Here is a 16870-nt window from a genome sequence, read left to right as displayed (position 1 = left end):
ATGAATTTCCCGCTTCTGACGGTGACGGCCGCGGTCCCCGCGGTCGGCGCGATCCTGACGGCGGCCGTACCGGCCGCCCGCAGGACCGCGGCCAAGTGGCTCGCGCTGCTCTTCTCCCTGGCGACACTGGCCCTGGCCGTGCTCGTCGTCATCCGCTTCGAGCCCGGCGGCGAGCGCTACCAGCTCACCGAATCCCGGTCCTGGATCGCCGACTTCGGGGTCCGCTACGAGCTGGGCGTCGACGGGATCGCGGTGGCGCTGATCGCGCTCACCGCGCTGCTGATCCCCTTCGTGATCGCGGCGGGCTGGCACGACGCCGACCCGCTCGCTGAGTCCAATGGCGGCTCCGCCGCGGGCAAGTCGTCCCGGTGGCGGCCGACTCAGGGCTTCTTCGCCCTGATCCTGCTGGTCGAGGCGATGGTGATCATCTCCTTCGAGGCCACCGACGTCTTCCTCTTCTACATCTTCTTCGAAGCCATGCTCATCCCGATGTACTTCCTCATCGGCGGCTTCGGGGACCGGGCACACTCGGGTACCGATGAGAACGCGGCCGCGCAGCGCTCGTACGCGGCGGTCAAGTTCCTCCTCTACAACCTGGCCGGCGGCCTGATCATGCTGGCCGCCGTCATCGGGCTCTACGTGGTCGCCGGGAACTTCTCGCTCCAGGAGATCGCCGCCGCCCGCGCCGCGGGCACGCTCGACATGGCGACCAACACCGAGCGGCTGCTGTTCCTCGGCTTCTTCTTCGCCTTCGCCGTGAAGGCCCCGCTGTGGCCGCTGCACACCTGGCTGCCCAACGCGATGGGCGAGGCCACCGCCCCGGTCGCCGTCCTGATCACCGCGATCGTCGACAAGGTCGGCACCTTCGCGATGCTCCGCTTCTGCCTCGGGCTCTTCCCGGAGGCCAGCAAGTGGGCCACGCCGGTGATCCTCGTCCTCGCCCTGGTCAGCATCGTCTACGGGGCGCTCGTCGCGGTCGGACAGCGCGACATCAAGCGGCTGATCGCCTACGCCTCGATCTCGCACTTCGGATTCATCATCCTGGGCATCTTCGCGATGACCTCCCAGGGCCAGTCGGGCGCGACGCTCTACATGGTCAACCACGGGATCTCGACCGCCGCGCTGATGCTGGTGGCCGGCTTCCTGATCTCCCGGCGCGGCTCGCGGCTCATCGCCGACTACGGCGGTGTGCAGAAGGTGGCCCCGGTCCTCGCCGGCACCTTCCTGATCGGCGGCCTCGCCACCCTCTCACTGCCGGGCCTCGCGCCCTTCGTCAGTGAATTCCTGGTCCTCGTCGGCACGTTCGCCCGGTACCCGGTCGTCGGCGTCATCGCCACCATCGGCATCGTGCTGGCGGCGCTCTACACGCTGGTGCTCTACCAGCGCACGATGACCGGCCCCGTGAAGGAGGAGGTCCGCACGATGCCGGACCTGCGCCTGCGGGAGGTGCTGGTCGTCGCGCCGCTGATCGCGCTGCTGATCGGACTGGGCGTCTACCCGAAGGTGCTCACCGACATCGTCAACCCGGCGGTGAAACACACCATGTCGGATGTGAAGCAGACGGACCCGAAGCCCGAGGTCGCTGTCGAAGCCGAGCACGCCAAGAAGGAGGTGGCGGCGAAGTGAGCACCATGACTGCCGCCCAGGGCCTGTGGACGCTGGCGGCCGAAGTCCCGGCCGACCGGATCCCGGCCCCGCACATCGAGTACGCGCAGCTCGCGCCCACGCTGATCGTGGTGGGCGCGGCCGTCATCGGAATCCTCGTAGAGGCCTTCGTACCGCGCAGGTCCCGCTACTACGTGCAGGTGTTCCTCGCCGTCGCCGCGCTGGCATCGGCCTTCGCGGCGGTCGTCGGCCTCGCCGCCGCCGGGTACGGCAGCGGCAAGGCCCACATCGCGGCGATGGGCGCCATCGCCGTGGACGGGCCGGCCCTGTTCCTCCAGGGCACGATCCTGCTGTCCTCGGTCGTGGCGATCTTCACCTTCGCCGAGCGGCGCCTGGACCCGGCCGCGCACGGCAACCGGGTGGACTCCTTCGCCGCCCAGGCGGCGTCCGTACCGGGCAGCGACAGCGAGAAGGCCGCCGTCAAGGCCGGGTTCACCACCACCGAGGTGTTCCCGCTGGCCCTGTTCGCGGTCTCCGGCATGCTGATCTTCCCGGCGGCCAACGACCTGCTGACCCTGTTCATCGCGCTGGAGGTCTTCTCCCTCCCGCTGTACCTGCTCTGCGCCGTCGCCCGCCGCCAGCGGCTGATCTCGCAGGAGGCGGCGGTCAAGTACTTCCTGCTGGGCGCCTTCTCCTCGGCCTTCCTCCTCTTCGGCATCGCGCTGCTCTACGGCTACGCGGGCTCGGTCTCGTACGCGGTGATCGCGGACGTGGTGGACGGCAAGGTGGCCCTGCTCGACCCGGCGCTCGCCGCCACCATGGGCAACGACGCGTTGCTGCTGATCGGCGGCGCGCTGATCCTGATGGGCCTGTTGTTCAAGGTCGGCGCGGTCCCCTTCCACATGTGGACCCCGGACGTCTACCAGGGCGCCCCGACGCCGGTGACGGGCTTCATGGCGGCGGCGACCAAGGTGGCCGCCTTCGGCGCCCTGCTGCGGCTGCTCTACGTGGTCCTGCCGGGCCTGCGGTGGGACTGGCGGCCGGTGATGTGGGGCGTCGCGATCGTGACGATGCTCGCGGGCGCGGTGATCGCCGTGACCCAGACGGACGTCAAGCGGCTGCTGGCGTACTCCTCGATCGCGCACGCGGGCTTCATCCTCGCCGGTGTGATCGCCACCTCGGCGGAGGGCGTCAAGTCCGTCCTGTTCTACCTGGGCGCCTACTCCTTCGTGACGATCGGCGCCTTCGCGGTGGTCACGCTGGTGCGGGACGCGGGCGGCGAGGCGACGCACCTGTCGAAGTGGGCGGGACTGGGGAGGCGCTCGCCGCTCACCGCGGCCGTCTTCGCGGTGTTCCTGCTGGCCTTCGCCGGCATTCCGCTGACCTCCGGCTTCACCGGCAAGTTCGCCGTGTTCAAGGCGGCGGCGGAGGGCGGCGCGGGGACTCTGGTGGTGGTCGGCGTCATCTCGTCGGCGATCGCCGCGTTCTTCTACATCCGGGTGATCGTGCTGATGTTCTTCAGCGAGCCCAAGGCCGACGGCCCGACGGTGGCGGTGCCCTCACCGCTGACGATGACCACCATCGCGGTGGGCGTCGCCGTCACGCTGGTCCTTGGCGTGGCCCCGCAGTACTTCCTGGACCTGGCGGGGCAGGCGAGCACGTTCGTCCGCTGACCGGTCAGTGCATGGCATCGGGCCCGGCTCCCCTTGGGGTGCCGGGCCCGATGCCATGCTGGCGGGCTACTCGGGTCGCTGTCGTTTCGGCGTGATCGCGGTGAGGTCCAGGTCGATGGGGAAGGGGACGGAGACCTTCAGGCGGTCGTGGAAGATGCCGGTGCTCGTGTAGGCGCCGGTGGACGGCTCCCGCTCGAAGACGTAGACAACCGCACGGCCGTCCTTGTTCTCGACGCGCCAGTAGTGGGGGATCCCGGCCCGGGCGTACTTCAGCGGCTTGGTCTCGCGGTCGCGGCTGACGGACTCGAGGGAGACGACCTCGACGGCCAGCAGGACCGACTCGGCGGGGAACCGGGTCTGTTCCGGATCGTTGATGACGTCCTCGTTGATCACGATCACGTCAGGCTCGGGACGGTTGCGCCGGTCGATGTCGATGGTGAACTCGCGGACGACCTCCAGACCTGGCGGGACCAGCGACTGGAGTTGCCAGTTGAAGAAGTCGACCGCCCGCGAGTGGAAGAGGGTCTGTGGACTCACGAAGACGAGGCTCCCGTCGATCAGCTCCGTGTGCGGAGGCAGATTCGGAAGCGTGTCCAGGTCGTCGGCAGTCCAGCCGCCCGCGGGCGGGATCGGCCAGCTGTGTTCCGGGTTCATCAGTGCTCCCATGAGCAGCCGGAGTCTTGCGAGTCCGTCCAGCGTATCGCCGGAGATCGCCCGAAGTCCGCACTTACGGGTGATGGCTGTGGGCGGGTGCAGGGGTCTTCTCGGGGCAGGTCAGCGCCGTGTTCCAGTTGTGGAAGCGGCCGGCCGGGTTCTTCTTGTACGCCCACATGTGCAGGTCGTAGTGCTTGGGCATGCCCGCCCAATGGCCGGGCATGGGGCCGTCGAAGGGCAGGCCGAACATCGTCGGCCGGTCGTCGGCGGTCTTCAGGTCCTGGTCGCCGTCCGAGACCATCCACTCCACCGCCTGCAACTGCCGACGGCCGTTACGGTCCGTCTCGGCGCTGTAGACGAGCGCGGTGGGCTTGCTCGGATCCGTCGAGCCCCAGTGGGCGTCCTTGACGTAGTGGAAACCCATGGAGCCCTTGCCGAAGGGGTTGTTCATGCACTCGCCGTGCCGGACGTACCCGTCGGCGATCGCCAGCCTCTCGTCCACGTACTTGGCCGTCACCGCGAGCGCCGTCGCCATGTCCCGCATGGCCCTGCCGTTGCGCGGGTCGGGCGCCGGCCCCTCGACAGCCCTGGCCGTGGGCACCACGGCCAGGGCGAGGGACGCGGCGGCGGCGCACGTCAGGGCGGTCTTCAGGCGGCGTGCGGGCATGGCGGCTCCTCGCGGTGGGGGTACGGCGTACGGGCCTCCCGGTCCCGTTCCGTCCACCATCCAGGCCCGCCCCGCCGCGCGCACGCGGGCTACGGCCGCCTGGCGTACGCGCGCGTCCCCCTCCGCGTGAAGGCCTAAGCCCGGGTGGCCACGATGCGGCCGGTGACCTCGCCCAGGCCCACGCGGGTGCCGTCGGCGCCCGGCGCCCAGGCGGTGAGGGTCACGGTGTCGCCGTCCTCCAGGAAGGTGCGCTTGCCGTCGGCGAGTTCGATGGCGTCGCGGCCGTTCCAGGTGAGCTCCAGCAGCGAGCCGCGCTGACCGGTCTCCGGGCCGCTCACGGTGCCGGAGCCGTACACGTCACCCGTACGCAGCGAGGCGCCGTTGACGGTCATGTGCGCGAGCTGCTGGGCGGCGGTCCAGTACATCGACGCGAACGGCGGCCGCGCCACCTCCTGCCCGTTGATCGCGACGCTGATCCGCAGGTCGAAGCCGCCCGGACGGTCGCTGTCGGCGTCGTCGAGGTACGGCAAAAGGGGGAAGTCCCGGACGGGCGGGGTGACGCGGGCCGCGTCCAGGGCCTCCAGCGGGGTGACCCAGGCGGAGACGGAGGTGGCGAAGGACTTGCCGAGGAAGGGGCCCAGCGGCACGTACTCCCAGGCCTGGATGTCCCGCGCGGACCAGTCGTTGAGGAGGAACAGCCCGAAGACGTGGTCCTCGAACTCGCCGAGCGCCACCGGGCTGCCCAGCTCGGACGGCGTGCCGACGACGAAGCCGACCTCGGCCTCGATGTCGAGCTTCACGGACGGACCGAAGACGGGCGCCGGGTCGGTGGGGGCCTTGCGCTGCCCGCAGGGGCGTACGACGTCCGTACCGGAGACGACGATCGTGCCCGAACGGCCGTGGTAACCGATGGGCAGGTGCTTCCAGTTGGGGGTCAGCGCGTCCCCGTCGGGCCGGAAGATCCTTCCGACGTTGGTGGCGTGGTGCTCGCTCGCGTAGAAGTCGACGTAGTCGGCGACCTCGTACGGGAGGTGCAGCACGGCGTCCTCCAGCGGCACCAGGTGCGGCTCCACGGCCGGCCGGTGCCCGGGGTCGGTCACCCAGGCGGTCAGCGCGCGCCGCACATCGCGCCAGGTCGTGCGCCCGGCGGCCAGCAGCGGGTTGAGCGAGGACTGCCCGAGCACTCCGGCGTACGGGGAACCGAGCGCGACCGCGGCCGCCCCCGCGTCCAGCACGTACCCGCCGATCCGCACACCGATCCGGTGCCGGGCCGGGTCCTGCGCGGTGGAGAAGACGCCGTACGGGAGGTTGTGCGGCCCGAACGGGTCGCCCTCGGGGACATCGAGGGGGCTCTGCTGGGGCATGGGGTACTGCCTCGCTTTCGACGCGGTCCGGGGGTGTCCCGGGGGCTCGCTGACACGTTACGTGGCGGGTGGGGCCTGCGGGAGGCCGGATTGGGGCGCTATTTGTAGGACTTGTCCAAAGGGGTCCGTATCCTTGGCGCCGTGACTTCCGCCCTCCCCTATGCCTTGATCGCCACCGACCTGGACGGGACTCTGCTGCGCGCCGGAGACACCGTCTCCCCCCGGTCCTACGCGGCTCTCGCGACGGCCCGCGCGGCCGGCGCCCAGCACATCGTCGTCACCGGACGGCCGGTGCCACAGGTCCGGCACGTCCTTGACGGCCTCGGCTATGCGGGGCTCGCGGTGTGCGGGCAGGGCGCGCAGGTGTACGACGCGGCGCGCGGGCTCCTGCTGCACTCCGTCGCCATGGACCGGGGGCTGGCCGAGGTGGCCCTCGGCAAGATCGAGGCCGAGATCGGTGAGGTCTACGCCGCCGTCAACCAGGAGGGTGTGGACGCGGAGATGCTGATAGGGCCGGGCTACCGGATGTGGCATCCGCACCTGCCGACGGTCCGGGTACCGAGGCGGGGCGACCTGTGGTCGGCCCCGATCAACAAGGTCCTCCTCCAGCATCCGCGGCTGGACGACGACGAGCTGACGCGGGTGGCGCGGTCGGTGGTCGGCGACCTGGTGAACGTCACGATGGCGGGTGAGCACACGGTGGAACTGCAACCGCCGGGCATCGACAAGGCCAGTGGGCTCGCGCGGGCGGCGGACGTCCTGGACCTGCCGGCCTCGTCGACCATCGCCTTCGGCGACATGCCGAACGACATCCCGATGTTCGCGTGGGCCGCGCACGGGGTGGCCATGGCCAACGCCCACCGGGAGCTCGTGGCCGTCGCCGACGAGCTGACGCTCTCGAACGAGGATGACGGCATCGCGGTGGTCCTGGAGCGGCTGTTCGCCTGACCGCCGGTTTCCGGGGGCGCTGCCCCGCACCCCCGCGCCTCAATCCCCCCGGACGGAGTCCGGGGTTTGAGGCGCGGGGTCTGGGGCGGAGCCCCGGCAGCGGTGCCGCCCCCGGACCCCCCGCTCAGCCCGCGGCACGCGGAAGGCGGCGTTCCCATGTGCGGTGGAAGACCACCTCGTCCCCCTCCCGGCACACCACCTCGTTCGACGTCAGGAAGCCGCCCTCGTCGCACGAGATCTCCGACCGGGTCTCGATCCGCACGTCCCACGCCAGGTCCGGCCGGTGCAGTCGGATCCGCCACTCCGAGCGGGTCCGCGCCGACAGGGCGTCGGCCTGCTGGATCTCGTACACCTCCACCGCGTCCTCGCTGTACTCCAGCCCGTCCGGGTACAGCCGCGTGCCCCCGTACCGGGGGTCCACCTCCAGCCGCCAGGTGCCGCGCGCGACGTCCCGTACGACCAGCCGTTCCGGACGGGGTTCGTCCAGCGTGGCCGGGACGGTCACCCCCAGCGGCTCGGACTGCTCCGGCGCTTCGAAGACGATGCCCTCGGTGGCCGAGGCCGACGCCGCCGCGCGGACCGGCAGCGTCAGCTCGCTGCCCGCCGGGTCGACGGTCCAGCCGGCCTCCGATCCGGCCCGCGGCCAGATCCACGGCCAGTACGCGGAGGACAGTGCGAGGCGGATCCGGTGCCCGGGTGCGAAGGCGTGGCCGATGCCGTTCAGCTCGAAGGTGACGTCCTCGTACGCGCCCACCGGCCACGGCGCAGCCTTGTCCCGCCCCCGCCGCGCCGAAAGGTTGAGCGCGCCCCGGGTGACGAGGGTGGAGGAGCCGTCGGGGGCCACGTCGCACAGCCGCGCCACGACCTGCCCGTACGGGACGTCCATGCGCAGCCGCAGGGTCACCGACGGGCGGCCCAGGATCTCCACCGGCTCGGTGCCGGGCTCGACCGGGAACTCGAAGCAGGCCGACTTGGCGTCCTCCTCGCGCTGGTCCGGCGGCAGATCGGCGTCGTTGCCGAAGGGGATGAAGCGTCCGGCGTCCAGCCCGGTGTGCTGCGGCGAGGCGACGATCACCGGCGGGCCCTGGAGGGCGTACGAGACGGGGACGACCGAGGGCGAGGGCCAGGCCTTGTCGCCGACCCAGCGGCCCGGGAGCCGTTCGTACACGGTGGCCGGGGGGTGCGACTCGCTGATCCAGGAGCGCAGGAGCGGCTCGCCCATGACCCCGTTGTCCACGCCCTTGAGCCAGTGGTCCCACCAGCGCAGGGTCTCCTGGAGGAAGCCGATGGCGGGTCCGGGCGGGAGCCCGCGATCCGGGTACTGGTGGGACCAGGGCCCGATCAGCCCCCGTACGCGGTCGGGCGGCAGGTGCTCGACGAGCCGCAGGACGGTGTCCCGGTAGGGGTCGTGCCAGCCGCCTACGGCCAGTACGGCGGCGCCGATCGCCGCGTGGTCCTCGTGGACGCTGCCGTGCTTCCAGTAGCCGTCGCGGGTCTGGTGCGACAGCCAGGTGTGGACGAGGGGTTCGACGGCTTCCAGGCGGCCGAGCCACTGCTCGCGCCAGCCGTCGCCGACGAAGAGGGGGTCCGGGGGCCGTGAGGCGAAAGCGAGCATGGTCGCCGCCCAGGCGTGCATGTCCACGGCCAGCACCGAGCCGCCCGTGTAGTGCACGTCGTTGTCGTAGCGGTCGTCCGTGGAGCAGACGGTGACGACGGCCTTGAGGGGCTCGGGGGCGAGTGCCGCGATCCGCAGGCTGTTGGAGCCGCCCCACGAGATCCCGAACATGCCGACCGCGCCCGTGCACCAGGGTTGCGCCGCGAGCCACTCCACCACGGCGACGCCGTCGGCCAGTTCGCGCGCGTCGTACGCGTCGCCGGGGCGCCCGTCGCTGCAACCGTGGCCGCGTACGTCCACCCGTACCGAGGCGTAGCCGTGTCCGGCGTACCAGGGGTGGCGCTGCCAGTCGCGGGGCGCGGTCCAGTCGGTCAGCCGGTACGGGAGGTACTCCAGCAGCGCGGGAACCGGTTCGCCGGTCACCGGCCGCCAGATGCGGGCGTACAGCTTCACGCCGTCCGGCAGCGGGATCCGGACATCCTCGTGGGAGGTCGCGTACGGGAAATCGGTACGGATGATCATCGGACTTCTCGTGACTCGTCCACTTCGATCCCAATTCTGGACAACACGCATGCTCCGGTTGTTTCGGCCTCATCAGAACATACCGGTGCACATCGGGCGATGCGCGCGTGGCAGCCGGACAGGCGCTCTCCGTGATCGAAAACAGACCCGATACGCTGGGTTGAGTGATGGCAGCGACACATCGACAATCCACGTGATCGTCAACGTGATCGTCAGCAGACAGGAGTACCCCTCGTGACCGTCGTCGGGCCGTTCGGACTGAGCGTGCGGGACCAGGCTCTTGAGACCGATGTCCAGGCCGGGCTGGCTGCCGTCGAGGCGGGTCTGCTGGAGGCCACCAAGAGCGAAGTCCCCTTCATCACCGAGGCCGCGCAACACCTGGTGCGGGCCGGAGGCAAGCGGTTCCGCCCGCTGCTGGTGATGCTCGCCTCTCGTTTCGGTGATCCGTACGCGCCCGGAATCGTGCCCTCCGCGGTCGTCGTGGAGCTCACGCACCTGGCCACGCTCTACCACGACGACGTCATGGACGAGGCGGACGTCCGCCGTGGCGTGGACAGCGCGAACGCCCGCTGGGGCAACTCCGTGGCCGTCCTGACGGGTGACTTCCTCTTCGCCCGCGCCTCGCACATCCTGGCGGACCTCGGGCCGGAGGCCGTACGCATCCAGGCCGAGGCGTTCGAGCGGCTGGTGACCGGTCAGATCCTGGAGACGGCAGGCCCGCGCGACGGGCGCGACCCGGTCGCCCACTACCTCGACGTCATCGCCGGCAAGACCGGCTCGCTGATCGCGGTCTCGGGCCGCTTCGGCGCGCTGATGTCCGGCGCCGACGAGTCGGTCGTCGACATCCTGACCCAGTACGGCGAGCGGCTCGGCACCGCCTTCCAGCTCGCCGACGACGTCCTCGACATCGCCTCCGAGTCGCGCGAGTCCGGCAAGACCCCGGGCACCGACCTGCGCGAGGGCATCCCGACCCTGCCCGTGCTGCGGCTGCGGGAGATGGCGGAGCGGGACCGGCGCGAGGACGACCTGGAGCTCGTCCGGCTCCTGGACGGCGACCTGAGCGACGACGCCCGGCACGCCGAGGTGCTCTCCCGGCTGAAGGTCCACCCCGCGCTGGAGCAGGCCCGCCGCGACACCGTCCAGTACGCCCAGGACGCCCGCGCCACGCTCGCCCCGCTGCCGGACTGCTTCGCGAAGTCGGCGCTGGAAGAGCTGTGCGACGCGGTGGTCCACCGCGCCGGGTAGCACTCGCGGGCGTCATACCTCTGGCAGAGGGCGAGGGCCCTCCTACCCCTACGGGACGGGGTGGGAGGGCCCTCGCCCTGTCATCCCACAGTCGTACGCGGAGTTGGCTCCTGGGACTGACGCCCCACCAGGGTCCGGTTTGGTCAGATAGACGTACCGACCGCACCGGACCGGGCGAAGACGGCGACGCTGTCGCCGCAGTGACCGCGAAGGCAGGCACTGACGTGACTCCGCTCCCCACACGAAGGAGGGGGCTTCCAACCCAAGGGTTGCGGTCCAGCCCGAACCGACCCCTTACGGGGTGTGACGAAGTTACCACTGATGGGAGTGAATGGGATGACCGCTCGCAAGGCCGCACGCTACGCGGTACCAGTCGCGGTGGCCGGAGTGGCCGCGGCGACCGTGGCGATGGTCCCGGCCTTCGCCAACGCCGGAGGCCCGGACCTGCCCAAGGTGACGGCGCAGCAGCTCATCGAGAAGGTCGCGGCCTCCGACGTGCAGCAGCTCTCCGGCACGGCGAAGCTCAGCACCGACCTGGGCCTGCCCACCATCGCCTCGGGCCTGCTGGGCGGCGGCGGGGTGACGGGCGGTTCCGCGAACCCGGAGGACAAGGTCGCGCAGCTGGCGAACGGCACGCACACCTTCCGCGTCGCGGCCGACGGCCCCGACCGCCAGAAGCTCACGTTCCTCGACGGCAAGAACGAGTACAGCCTCGTCCACAACGGCGACGACGTATGGGGATACGACTCCAAGTCCAACGAGGCCTTCCACGAGAAGAACGCCGGTCGGAGCGGTACGGAGCACAAGACGGGCGACCGGCTCGCGACGTCCCCGCAGCAGATCGCCCAGGACGTCCTGAAGGCCGCCGGCCCCACCACGGACATCAGCGTGGGCGACACCGCGCAGGTGGCCGGGCGGGACGCCTACCAGCTGGTGCTGAAGCCCAAGCAGAGCGGCTCCACGGTCGGCTCGGTCCAGATCTCGGTGGACGCCAAGAACGGCGTGCCGCTGCGCGTCCAGCTGCTGTCCAGCCAGGGCGGCAAGCCCATCGTCGACGCGGGCTTCACCCAGGTGGACTTCGCCAAGCCGGCCGCCGACACCTTCACCTTCACCCCGCCCAAGGGCGCCAAGGTGACCGAGGGCACGGATGACCACGGCAAGGCCGAAAGGGGCGACGAGCACTGGAAGGCGCTGGAGTCCTTCCCGGGCCTCGGCGGCCTGGTCGGTGGCGCGGACGGCAACGGCGAGGTGAAGGTCGTCGGCGAGGGCTGGGCCTCGGTCGCGCGGATCGACACGGGCGCCGGCGGCGCCGGCCAGGGCCTGAAGGACCTGGAGAACGACAAGAACGCCCCGAAGGAGGCCAAGCAGTTCCTGAACTCCCTCGGGGACAAGGTCTCCGGGAAGTTCGGCGAGGGCCGGGTCTTCTCCACCCGCCTGGTCAACGCGCTGATCACCGACGACGGCAAGGTCTACGTCGGCGCGGTCACCAAGGACCAGCTGGTCCGGACGGCCGACTCCGCCAAGTAGAGGTCCGCTGCGGCGACGCACTGCGAAGGGTGGCCCGGGACCTGTGTCCCCGGCCACCCTTCTGCCGTTCCACTCCTTCGCGCGGCACGGTCGCTGTACCGTGAAACGCATGTCGAGACACGTCACCATCCGCCTGGACGAAGAGTTCCACGAACGCCTCAAGGCGCGCGCGGCGGCCTTGGGGACGACGGTCACCGCACTGATCACCGAGGTCACCGAACGCGAACTCGACGAGGACCGGAAGAGCTTCCTGTCGGGCATCGAGGAGTTCTCCGACCACTGGGGCTACTTCCAGGAGCGGTTCGGCAATTGAAGATCACCATGGAGTGGGCCTGGACCGCCCTGGCCCATCATCTGCCGTCGGACCCCGCCGTATGGGATCCCTCCGGGGTGGCCGCCGCCGTCGCCCGGCACCAGAACGACCTCGTCCTGGTCCCCGAACAGCCCGCCCCCGACACCGCGTGGCGGGCAGCCGCGTTTCTGCACACCCTCGCCGTCTGCCCGGCGCTGGAATCCCCGATGAACGAGTTCTACGCCGCCGCCGCGACCCGCTCGTACCTGAGGGTGGCCGGCGCGAAGCAGCTGCCGACGCCGGAGGAGCTGGGGGACCTGGTCGAGGCCGCGAAGCTGGGCCGGGCGGACATCGCCGCGGTCGCGCAGCAGCTGCGCGCCCGCATCCAGGATCCGCTGCCCGCCTCGCTACGGGCGGGCACGGAGGACGCGTAGGACCATCGGCGGCTCGTCCGGGTGCGGCCGCCGCCGTCCGCGCACGTGGAGTGCGGGGCTGATGGCGGCGGCCTGTGGAGTACCGGACCGATCGCCGTGACTCAGAAGGTGATCTTCCAGCTGTTGATGTAGCCGACGTCCTGCGCCGCCACGTCCTTGACCTGGAGCTTCCAGATCCCGTTCGCCACCTCGCTGGAGGCGTTGACCGTGTAGGAGGCGATGACGTTGTCGGCCGAGTCCGAGTTGGAGTTCTTCAGCAGGTACGCCGTACCGTCCGGGGCGATCAGGCTGATGACCAGGTCACCGCGGTAGGTGTGGACGATGTTCACGTCGACCTTGGTGGTGGCGGGCGCGTTGCCCGCGACGCCGGAGACCGTGACCGGGGAATTCACCGCAGCGGCGGGGGAGTCCGGGATGCTGACGTCCGCCGTGTTCTCGAACGACGGGCCCGGCGGGACCGGGGTGGCCGTCCCGAGGTGCCAGACCGCGTAGGCGATGGCGTCGGAGTTGCGGTCCAGGGCGGTGTCGTTGATGTTCGCCGTGGTGTCGCAGGACGAGTGGTAGCAGCGGTCGAAGGCCTGACCGGCGGTGCCGCCCCACTTCTGCGCCTGGGCCGACGACTTGGTGTTGCTGGCGCCGGTGAACAGCCCGCCGACGGGTATGCCCACGTTCTTGAAGGACGCGTGGTCCGAGCGGCCGTCGCCCTCGGTCTCGATCTCGGTCGGCACGCCGAGGCCCGCGTAGTAGTTCTTGAAGGTCTGCTCGATCGTCGGGTCGTCGTCGTAGACGAAGTAGCCCGGGTTCGGCGAGCCGATCATGTCGAAGTTCAGGTAGCCGGCGAACTTCGCGCGCTCGGCGGTCGGCAGGCTGTTGACGTAGTACTTCGAGCCGACCAGACCCAGTTCCTCCGCGCCCCACCAGCCGAAACGCAGATGCTTCGTCGGCTGCAGACCGGCCCGCGAGACGGCCAGAGCGGTCTCCAGAACGGCGGCGCTGCCCGAGCCGTTGTCGTTGATGCCCGCGCCGGAGGACACCGAGTCCAGGTGCGCGCCGGACATCAGGACCGAGTTGGGGTCGCCACCCGGCCAGTCGGCGATCAGGTTGTAGCCGGTGGCGCTGTTGGAGGTGAAGGTCTGGAGGGTGGTGGTGAACCCGGCCGCGTCCAGCTTGGCCTTCACGTAGTCGATCGAGGCCTTGTAGCCGGCCCTGCCGTGGGCGCGGTTGCCGCCGTTGTTGGTGGCGATCGTCTGAAGCTGCGTCAGGTGCGCCTTGACGTTGGCCAGCGGGATGTCGGGCGGCGTCGGCGCCGCGGTGACCGCCGTGGGGGCGGCCAGTGCGGCGGGGGAGGTGGCGGCGAGCAGCCCCGCGACCGCGAGGGCGGTCACGGCGGCGAGACGCCGGGAGACGGACAGGCTCATGTGGGGGCTCCGGGATTCCGTATGGGGATATGACGGAACGTGCGGGAATTGCGCAGGTGAGCTGTAGTACGTCAGTGCGAGCCTGATGTTCAGTGAGGGGATGACTATCCGTCAAGACCACAATCCGGTCAGGGTGGTTCGGAAAACGGACGATCCCCGGCACGGATGGTCCGTACCGGGGATCGAGGGGGTATTGAGCGAGTTGTTACGCCGGTTCGCGGGTCGGCGCGGAAGGAGCGACGGGGGTGGTGGGGGCCGGATCCGCCGCCGGTTCCGCCGCGGGATCCGCCTCCGGGTCGGCCGCGGCCACCGGGGCGGAAGCGACCGCCGCGAGCCGTGCCCGGGAACGCCGGGCGGTCCGCAGGGCGTTCCAGGTCAGGATCGCCAGTGCGGCCCAGACCAGGGAGAAGCCCGCCCAGCGCTCGGGCGGCATCGCTTCGTGGAAGTACAGGACCCCGAGCCCGAACTGGAACACCGGAGCCATGTACTGGAGCAGCCCCAAGGTGGACAGCGGGACCCGGATCGCGGCCGCCCCGAAGCACACGAGCGGGATCGCGGTGACCAGGCCGGTCGCCGCGAGCAGCGCGGAATGGCCGACTCCCTGCGCGGTGAAGGTGGACTGCCCTACGGCGCCGAGCCACAGCAGGTAGCCGAGGGCGGGCAGGAACAGCAGCGCCGTCTCGGCGGTCAGCGACTCCAGCCCGCCCATGTCCAGCTTCTTCTTGATCAGCCCGTACGCGGCGAAGGAGAAGGCCAGCGTCAGCGAGATCCACGGCGGCCGCCCGTACCCGATGGCGAGCACCAGCACGGCGGCGAAGCCGATCCCAACGGCCACCCACTGGGCCCGGCGCAGCCGCTCCCCGAGGATCAGGACGCCGATGGCAATGGTGACCAGGGGGTTGATGAAGTAGCCGAGGCTGGCCTCGACGACCTGGCCGTTGTTGACCGCCCAGATGTACAGGCCCCAGTTCACGCTGATCACGGACGCCGCCAGCGCCGTCAGCGCCAGCTTGCGCGGCTGGCGCAGCAGCTCACGTATCCAGCTCCAGCGGCGCAGCGCGAGGAGGGCGACCCCGACCACGGCGAGCGACCAGACCATGCGGTGGGCGAGGATCTCGACCGCCCCCGACGGCTTGAGCAGGGGCCAGAAGAGGGGGACCAGCCCCCACATCCCGTATGCGCCGAATCCGTAGAGCAAACCCGTGCGCTGCTCGTTCTCCGCCTTCACGGGGCCTCCAGTGCGACTTCCAGCCAATTTCACAACTTCACGACGGTAGCGCCGCACGGGGGCAGATGTCATGCCCGTTAAGGCGAATACTCATGACATCTTCGAGGCTGTGGGGTGGAAGCCGGGCGGAGACCGCAGCCGTAGGTCAGGCCAGGGCGGCCGCGATGGCCTCGGTCACCGGCGTCGTCGGCCGCCCGATCAGCCGGGACAGGTCACCGCTCGTCGCCGCCAGCCGGCCGCGCGAGATCGCGGCGTCCACGTCGACGAGGATGGCCGCGAAGCCCTGCGGCACCCCGGCGCCGGTCAGGACCGCCAGGTGCGCGTCGGCCGGCACCGCGGCGTACGAGACGTCCTTGCCGGACTGCCGCGCCACCTCGGCGGCGTACTCGGCCAGCCCCCAGGCGGAGTCCCCGGAGAGCTCGTAGACCTGGTTCAGGTGACCGTCGCCAGTCAGCACCGCAGCGGCCGCGGCCGCGTAGTCGGCCCGCGCCGCGGAGGCGATCCTGCCCTCGCCCGCGCTGCTCACGACCGCGCCGTGCTCCAGGACGGAGGAGAGGTGCGCGGTGTAGTTCTCGTGGTACCAGCCGTTGCGCAGGAAGGTGTACGGGAGCCCGGAGTCGAGGATCGCCTGCTCCGTGACCTTGTGCTCGGCCGCCAGGTCGAAGTCCGCCTCCGGTCCGCCCAGGATGCTGGTGTAGGCCAGCTGTGCCACGCCCGCCGCGCGCGCGGCCTCGATCACGGCGGTGTGCTGCGGGATGCGGCGCCCGACCTCGTTGCCGGAGATCAGCAGCACCCGGTCGCCGGCCCGGAAAGCACCGGCCAGGCTCGCCGTGTCGTCGTAGTCGGCGATCCGTACGTCGATGCCGCGCGCGGCCAGGTCGGAGGCTTTCTCCTTGTTGCGTACGACGACGGCCACCTCGGTGGCGGGCACCCGGTTCAGCAGTTCCTCGATGACGAGGCGGCCGAGGGATCCGGTGGCTGCGGTGACGACGATGCTCATGGTGCGCTCTCCTGTTCGCGGAAGGTACTGCGGGCCCTGCACTGGCAGCATATGGAGAGCGCTAACTATTCGTAAGTACCCACTTCAAAGTAAGGTACTGGTATGGAAGTAAGTGTGCCACCCAGTGTGAAAGCGCCCATGTGTCCCTCGCGCGGGATCCTGGAGCACGTCACCAGCCGCTGGGGCGTCCTGGTGCTCGCCGCGCTCGTCGAGCGCTCTTACCGGTTCAGCGCGCTGCGCCGGGAGGTGGGCGGGGTCAGCGAGAAGATGCTCGCCCAGACCCTCCAGACGCTCGAGCGCGACGGGTTCGTCCTGCGCCACGCACATCCCGTCATCCCGCCGCACGTGGACTACTCGCTGACGGAGCTGGGCCGCGAGGCCGCCGAGCAGGTGTGGGCCCTCGCGCGCTGGACGGAGCGGCGCACCGGCGAGGTGCAGCGGGCCAGGGAGGCGTACGACGTGGCCCGGACCTCGTAGAGCGAGATCCGGGCCGCGGTCCGCGAGCGAGCCGTCCGTCTAGCCGCTGACGGTCCAGGTGTCGGTGCCGTGCAGGAGGGTGCTGAGGTCGCCCTTGCCGTGCTGCTCGACGGCGGTGTCGAGCTGGTCGGCCATGAGGGTGTCGTAGACGGGGCGTTCGGTGCTGCGGAAGACGCCGATGGGGGTGTGGTGGAGGGTGTC

Annotated in this window: 15 protein-coding genes and 1 pseudogene; 8 read left to right on the top strand and 8 right to left on the bottom strand. The window is 70.6% G+C overall.

Features of this window, described 5'->3' with window-relative positions:
- On the top strand, window positions 1–1626 hold the full coding sequence (locus ACWDYJ_RS27590; RefSeq protein ID WP_451568293.1) for an NADH-quinone oxidoreductase subunit M: 1626 nt from the start codon (window positions 1–3) through the stop codon (window positions 1624–1626).
- A gap of 5 nt (window positions 1627–1631) precedes the next feature.
- Window positions 1632–3278: an NADH-quinone oxidoreductase subunit NuoN gene (gene nuoN / locus ACWDYJ_RS27585; protein WP_451568315.1), complete on the top strand. Its 1647-nt coding sequence runs from the start codon at window positions 1632–1634 to the stop codon at window positions 3276–3278.
- Window positions 3279–3344: 66 nt separating this feature from the next.
- Here nuoN and ACWDYJ_RS27580 read toward each other — a convergent pair whose 3' ends face one another.
- The 3 genes from ACWDYJ_RS27580 to fahA all read right to left on the bottom strand — a co-directional run bounded on the left by ACWDYJ_RS27580 (window position 3345) and on the right by fahA (window position 5963).
- Window positions 3345–3944: a Uma2 family endonuclease gene (locus ACWDYJ_RS27580; RefSeq protein ID WP_451568292.1), complete on the bottom strand. Its 600-nt coding sequence runs from the start codon at window positions 3942–3944 to the stop codon at window positions 3345–3347.
- Window positions 3945–4005: 61 nt separating this feature from the next.
- Window positions 4006–4599 carry a hypothetical protein gene (locus ACWDYJ_RS27575; RefSeq protein ID WP_451568291.1) on the bottom strand — a complete coding sequence of 198 codons (594 nt, stop codon included), beginning with the start codon at window positions 4597–4599 and terminating at the stop codon, window positions 4006–4008.
- 134 nt (window positions 4600–4733) lie between these two features.
- Window positions 4734–5963, bottom strand: a complete 1230-nt coding sequence (fahA, locus tag ACWDYJ_RS27570; RefSeq protein WP_451568290.1) for a fumarylacetoacetase — start codon at window positions 5961–5963, stop codon at window positions 4734–4736.
- Window positions 5964–6104: 141 nt separating this feature from the next.
- Between fahA and ACWDYJ_RS27565 the strand changes: the two genes are divergently transcribed.
- Window positions 6105–6911, top strand: coding sequence for a Cof-type HAD-IIB family hydrolase (locus ACWDYJ_RS27565; protein ID WP_451568289.1), 807 nt, complete (start codon window positions 6105–6107; stop codon window positions 6909–6911).
- A 124-nt stretch (window positions 6912–7035) separates the two neighbouring features.
- Here ACWDYJ_RS27565 and ACWDYJ_RS27560 read toward each other — a convergent pair whose 3' ends face one another.
- On the bottom strand, window positions 7036–9048 hold the full coding sequence (locus tag ACWDYJ_RS27560) for a CocE/NonD family hydrolase (protein WP_451568288.1): 2013 nt from the start codon (window positions 9046–9048) through the stop codon (window positions 7036–7038).
- A 234-nt stretch (window positions 9049–9282) separates the two neighbouring features.
- Here ACWDYJ_RS27560 and ACWDYJ_RS27555 point away from each other — a divergent pair, with 234 nt between their 5' ends.
- From ACWDYJ_RS27555 to ACWDYJ_RS27540, 4 genes are all read left to right on the top strand, one after another.
- Window positions 9283–10293 carry a polyprenyl synthetase family protein gene (locus ACWDYJ_RS27555; protein ID WP_451568287.1) on the top strand — a complete coding sequence of 337 codons (1011 nt, stop codon included), beginning with the start codon at window positions 9283–9285 and terminating at the stop codon, window positions 10291–10293.
- Between the two features lie 336 nt (window positions 10294–10629).
- Window positions 10630–11820, top strand: coding sequence for a LolA family protein (locus ACWDYJ_RS27550; RefSeq protein ID WP_451568286.1), 1191 nt, complete (start codon window positions 10630–10632; stop codon window positions 11818–11820).
- 109 nt (window positions 11821–11929) lie between these two features.
- Window positions 11930–12133, top strand: coding sequence for a hypothetical protein (locus ACWDYJ_RS27545; RefSeq protein WP_451568285.1), 204 nt, complete (start codon window positions 11930–11932; stop codon window positions 12131–12133).
- Window positions 12130–12546 (top strand): hypothetical protein, encoded by a 417-nt coding sequence (locus ACWDYJ_RS27540; RefSeq protein WP_451568284.1) that lies wholly within the window; start codon window positions 12130–12132, stop codon window positions 12544–12546. Before ACWDYJ_RS27545 ends, ACWDYJ_RS27540 begins: the two co-directional genes overlap by 4 nt.
- Before the next feature lie 101 nt (window positions 12547–12647).
- On the opposite strand, the gene ACWDYJ_RS27535 is transcribed toward ACWDYJ_RS27540, so the two are convergent.
- From ACWDYJ_RS27535 to ACWDYJ_RS27525, 3 genes are all read right to left on the bottom strand, one after another.
- Window positions 12648–13964 carry a M28 family metallopeptidase gene (locus ACWDYJ_RS27535; RefSeq protein ID WP_451568283.1) on the bottom strand — a complete coding sequence of 439 codons (1317 nt, stop codon included), beginning with the start codon at window positions 13962–13964 and terminating at the stop codon, window positions 12648–12650.
- 205 nt (window positions 13965–14169) lie between these two features.
- Complete coding sequence (gene rarD / locus ACWDYJ_RS27530; protein WP_451568282.1) at window positions 14170–15192, bottom strand: EamA family transporter RarD; 1023 nt, start codon at window positions 15190–15192, stop codon at window positions 14170–14172.
- 145 nt (window positions 15193–15337) lie between these two features.
- Window positions 15338–16192 (bottom strand): SDR family oxidoreductase, encoded by an 855-nt coding sequence (locus ACWDYJ_RS27525; protein WP_451568281.1) that lies wholly within the window; start codon window positions 16190–16192, stop codon window positions 15338–15340.
- A gap of 102 nt (window positions 16193–16294) precedes the next feature.
- On the opposite strand from ACWDYJ_RS27525, the gene ACWDYJ_RS27520 reads away from it, so the two are divergent.
- Entirely contained in the window at window positions 16295–16669 is a 375-nt protein-coding gene (locus ACWDYJ_RS27520; protein ID WP_451568280.1) for a winged helix-turn-helix transcriptional regulator, read from the top strand.
- A 39-nt stretch (window positions 16670–16708) separates the two neighbouring features.
- On the opposite strand, the pseudogene ACWDYJ_RS27515 reads toward ACWDYJ_RS27520, so the two are convergent.
- A pseudogene (locus tag ACWDYJ_RS27515) lies at window positions 16709–16870 on the bottom strand (2-oxoacid:ferredoxin oxidoreductase subunit beta); the annotation flags it as partial.

It is taken from the genome of Streptomyces sp. NPDC003042, assembly GCF_053591315.1.
Note: the sequence above shows the minus strand (reverse complement) of the source record. Positions and strands in the feature narration are given on the sequence as shown.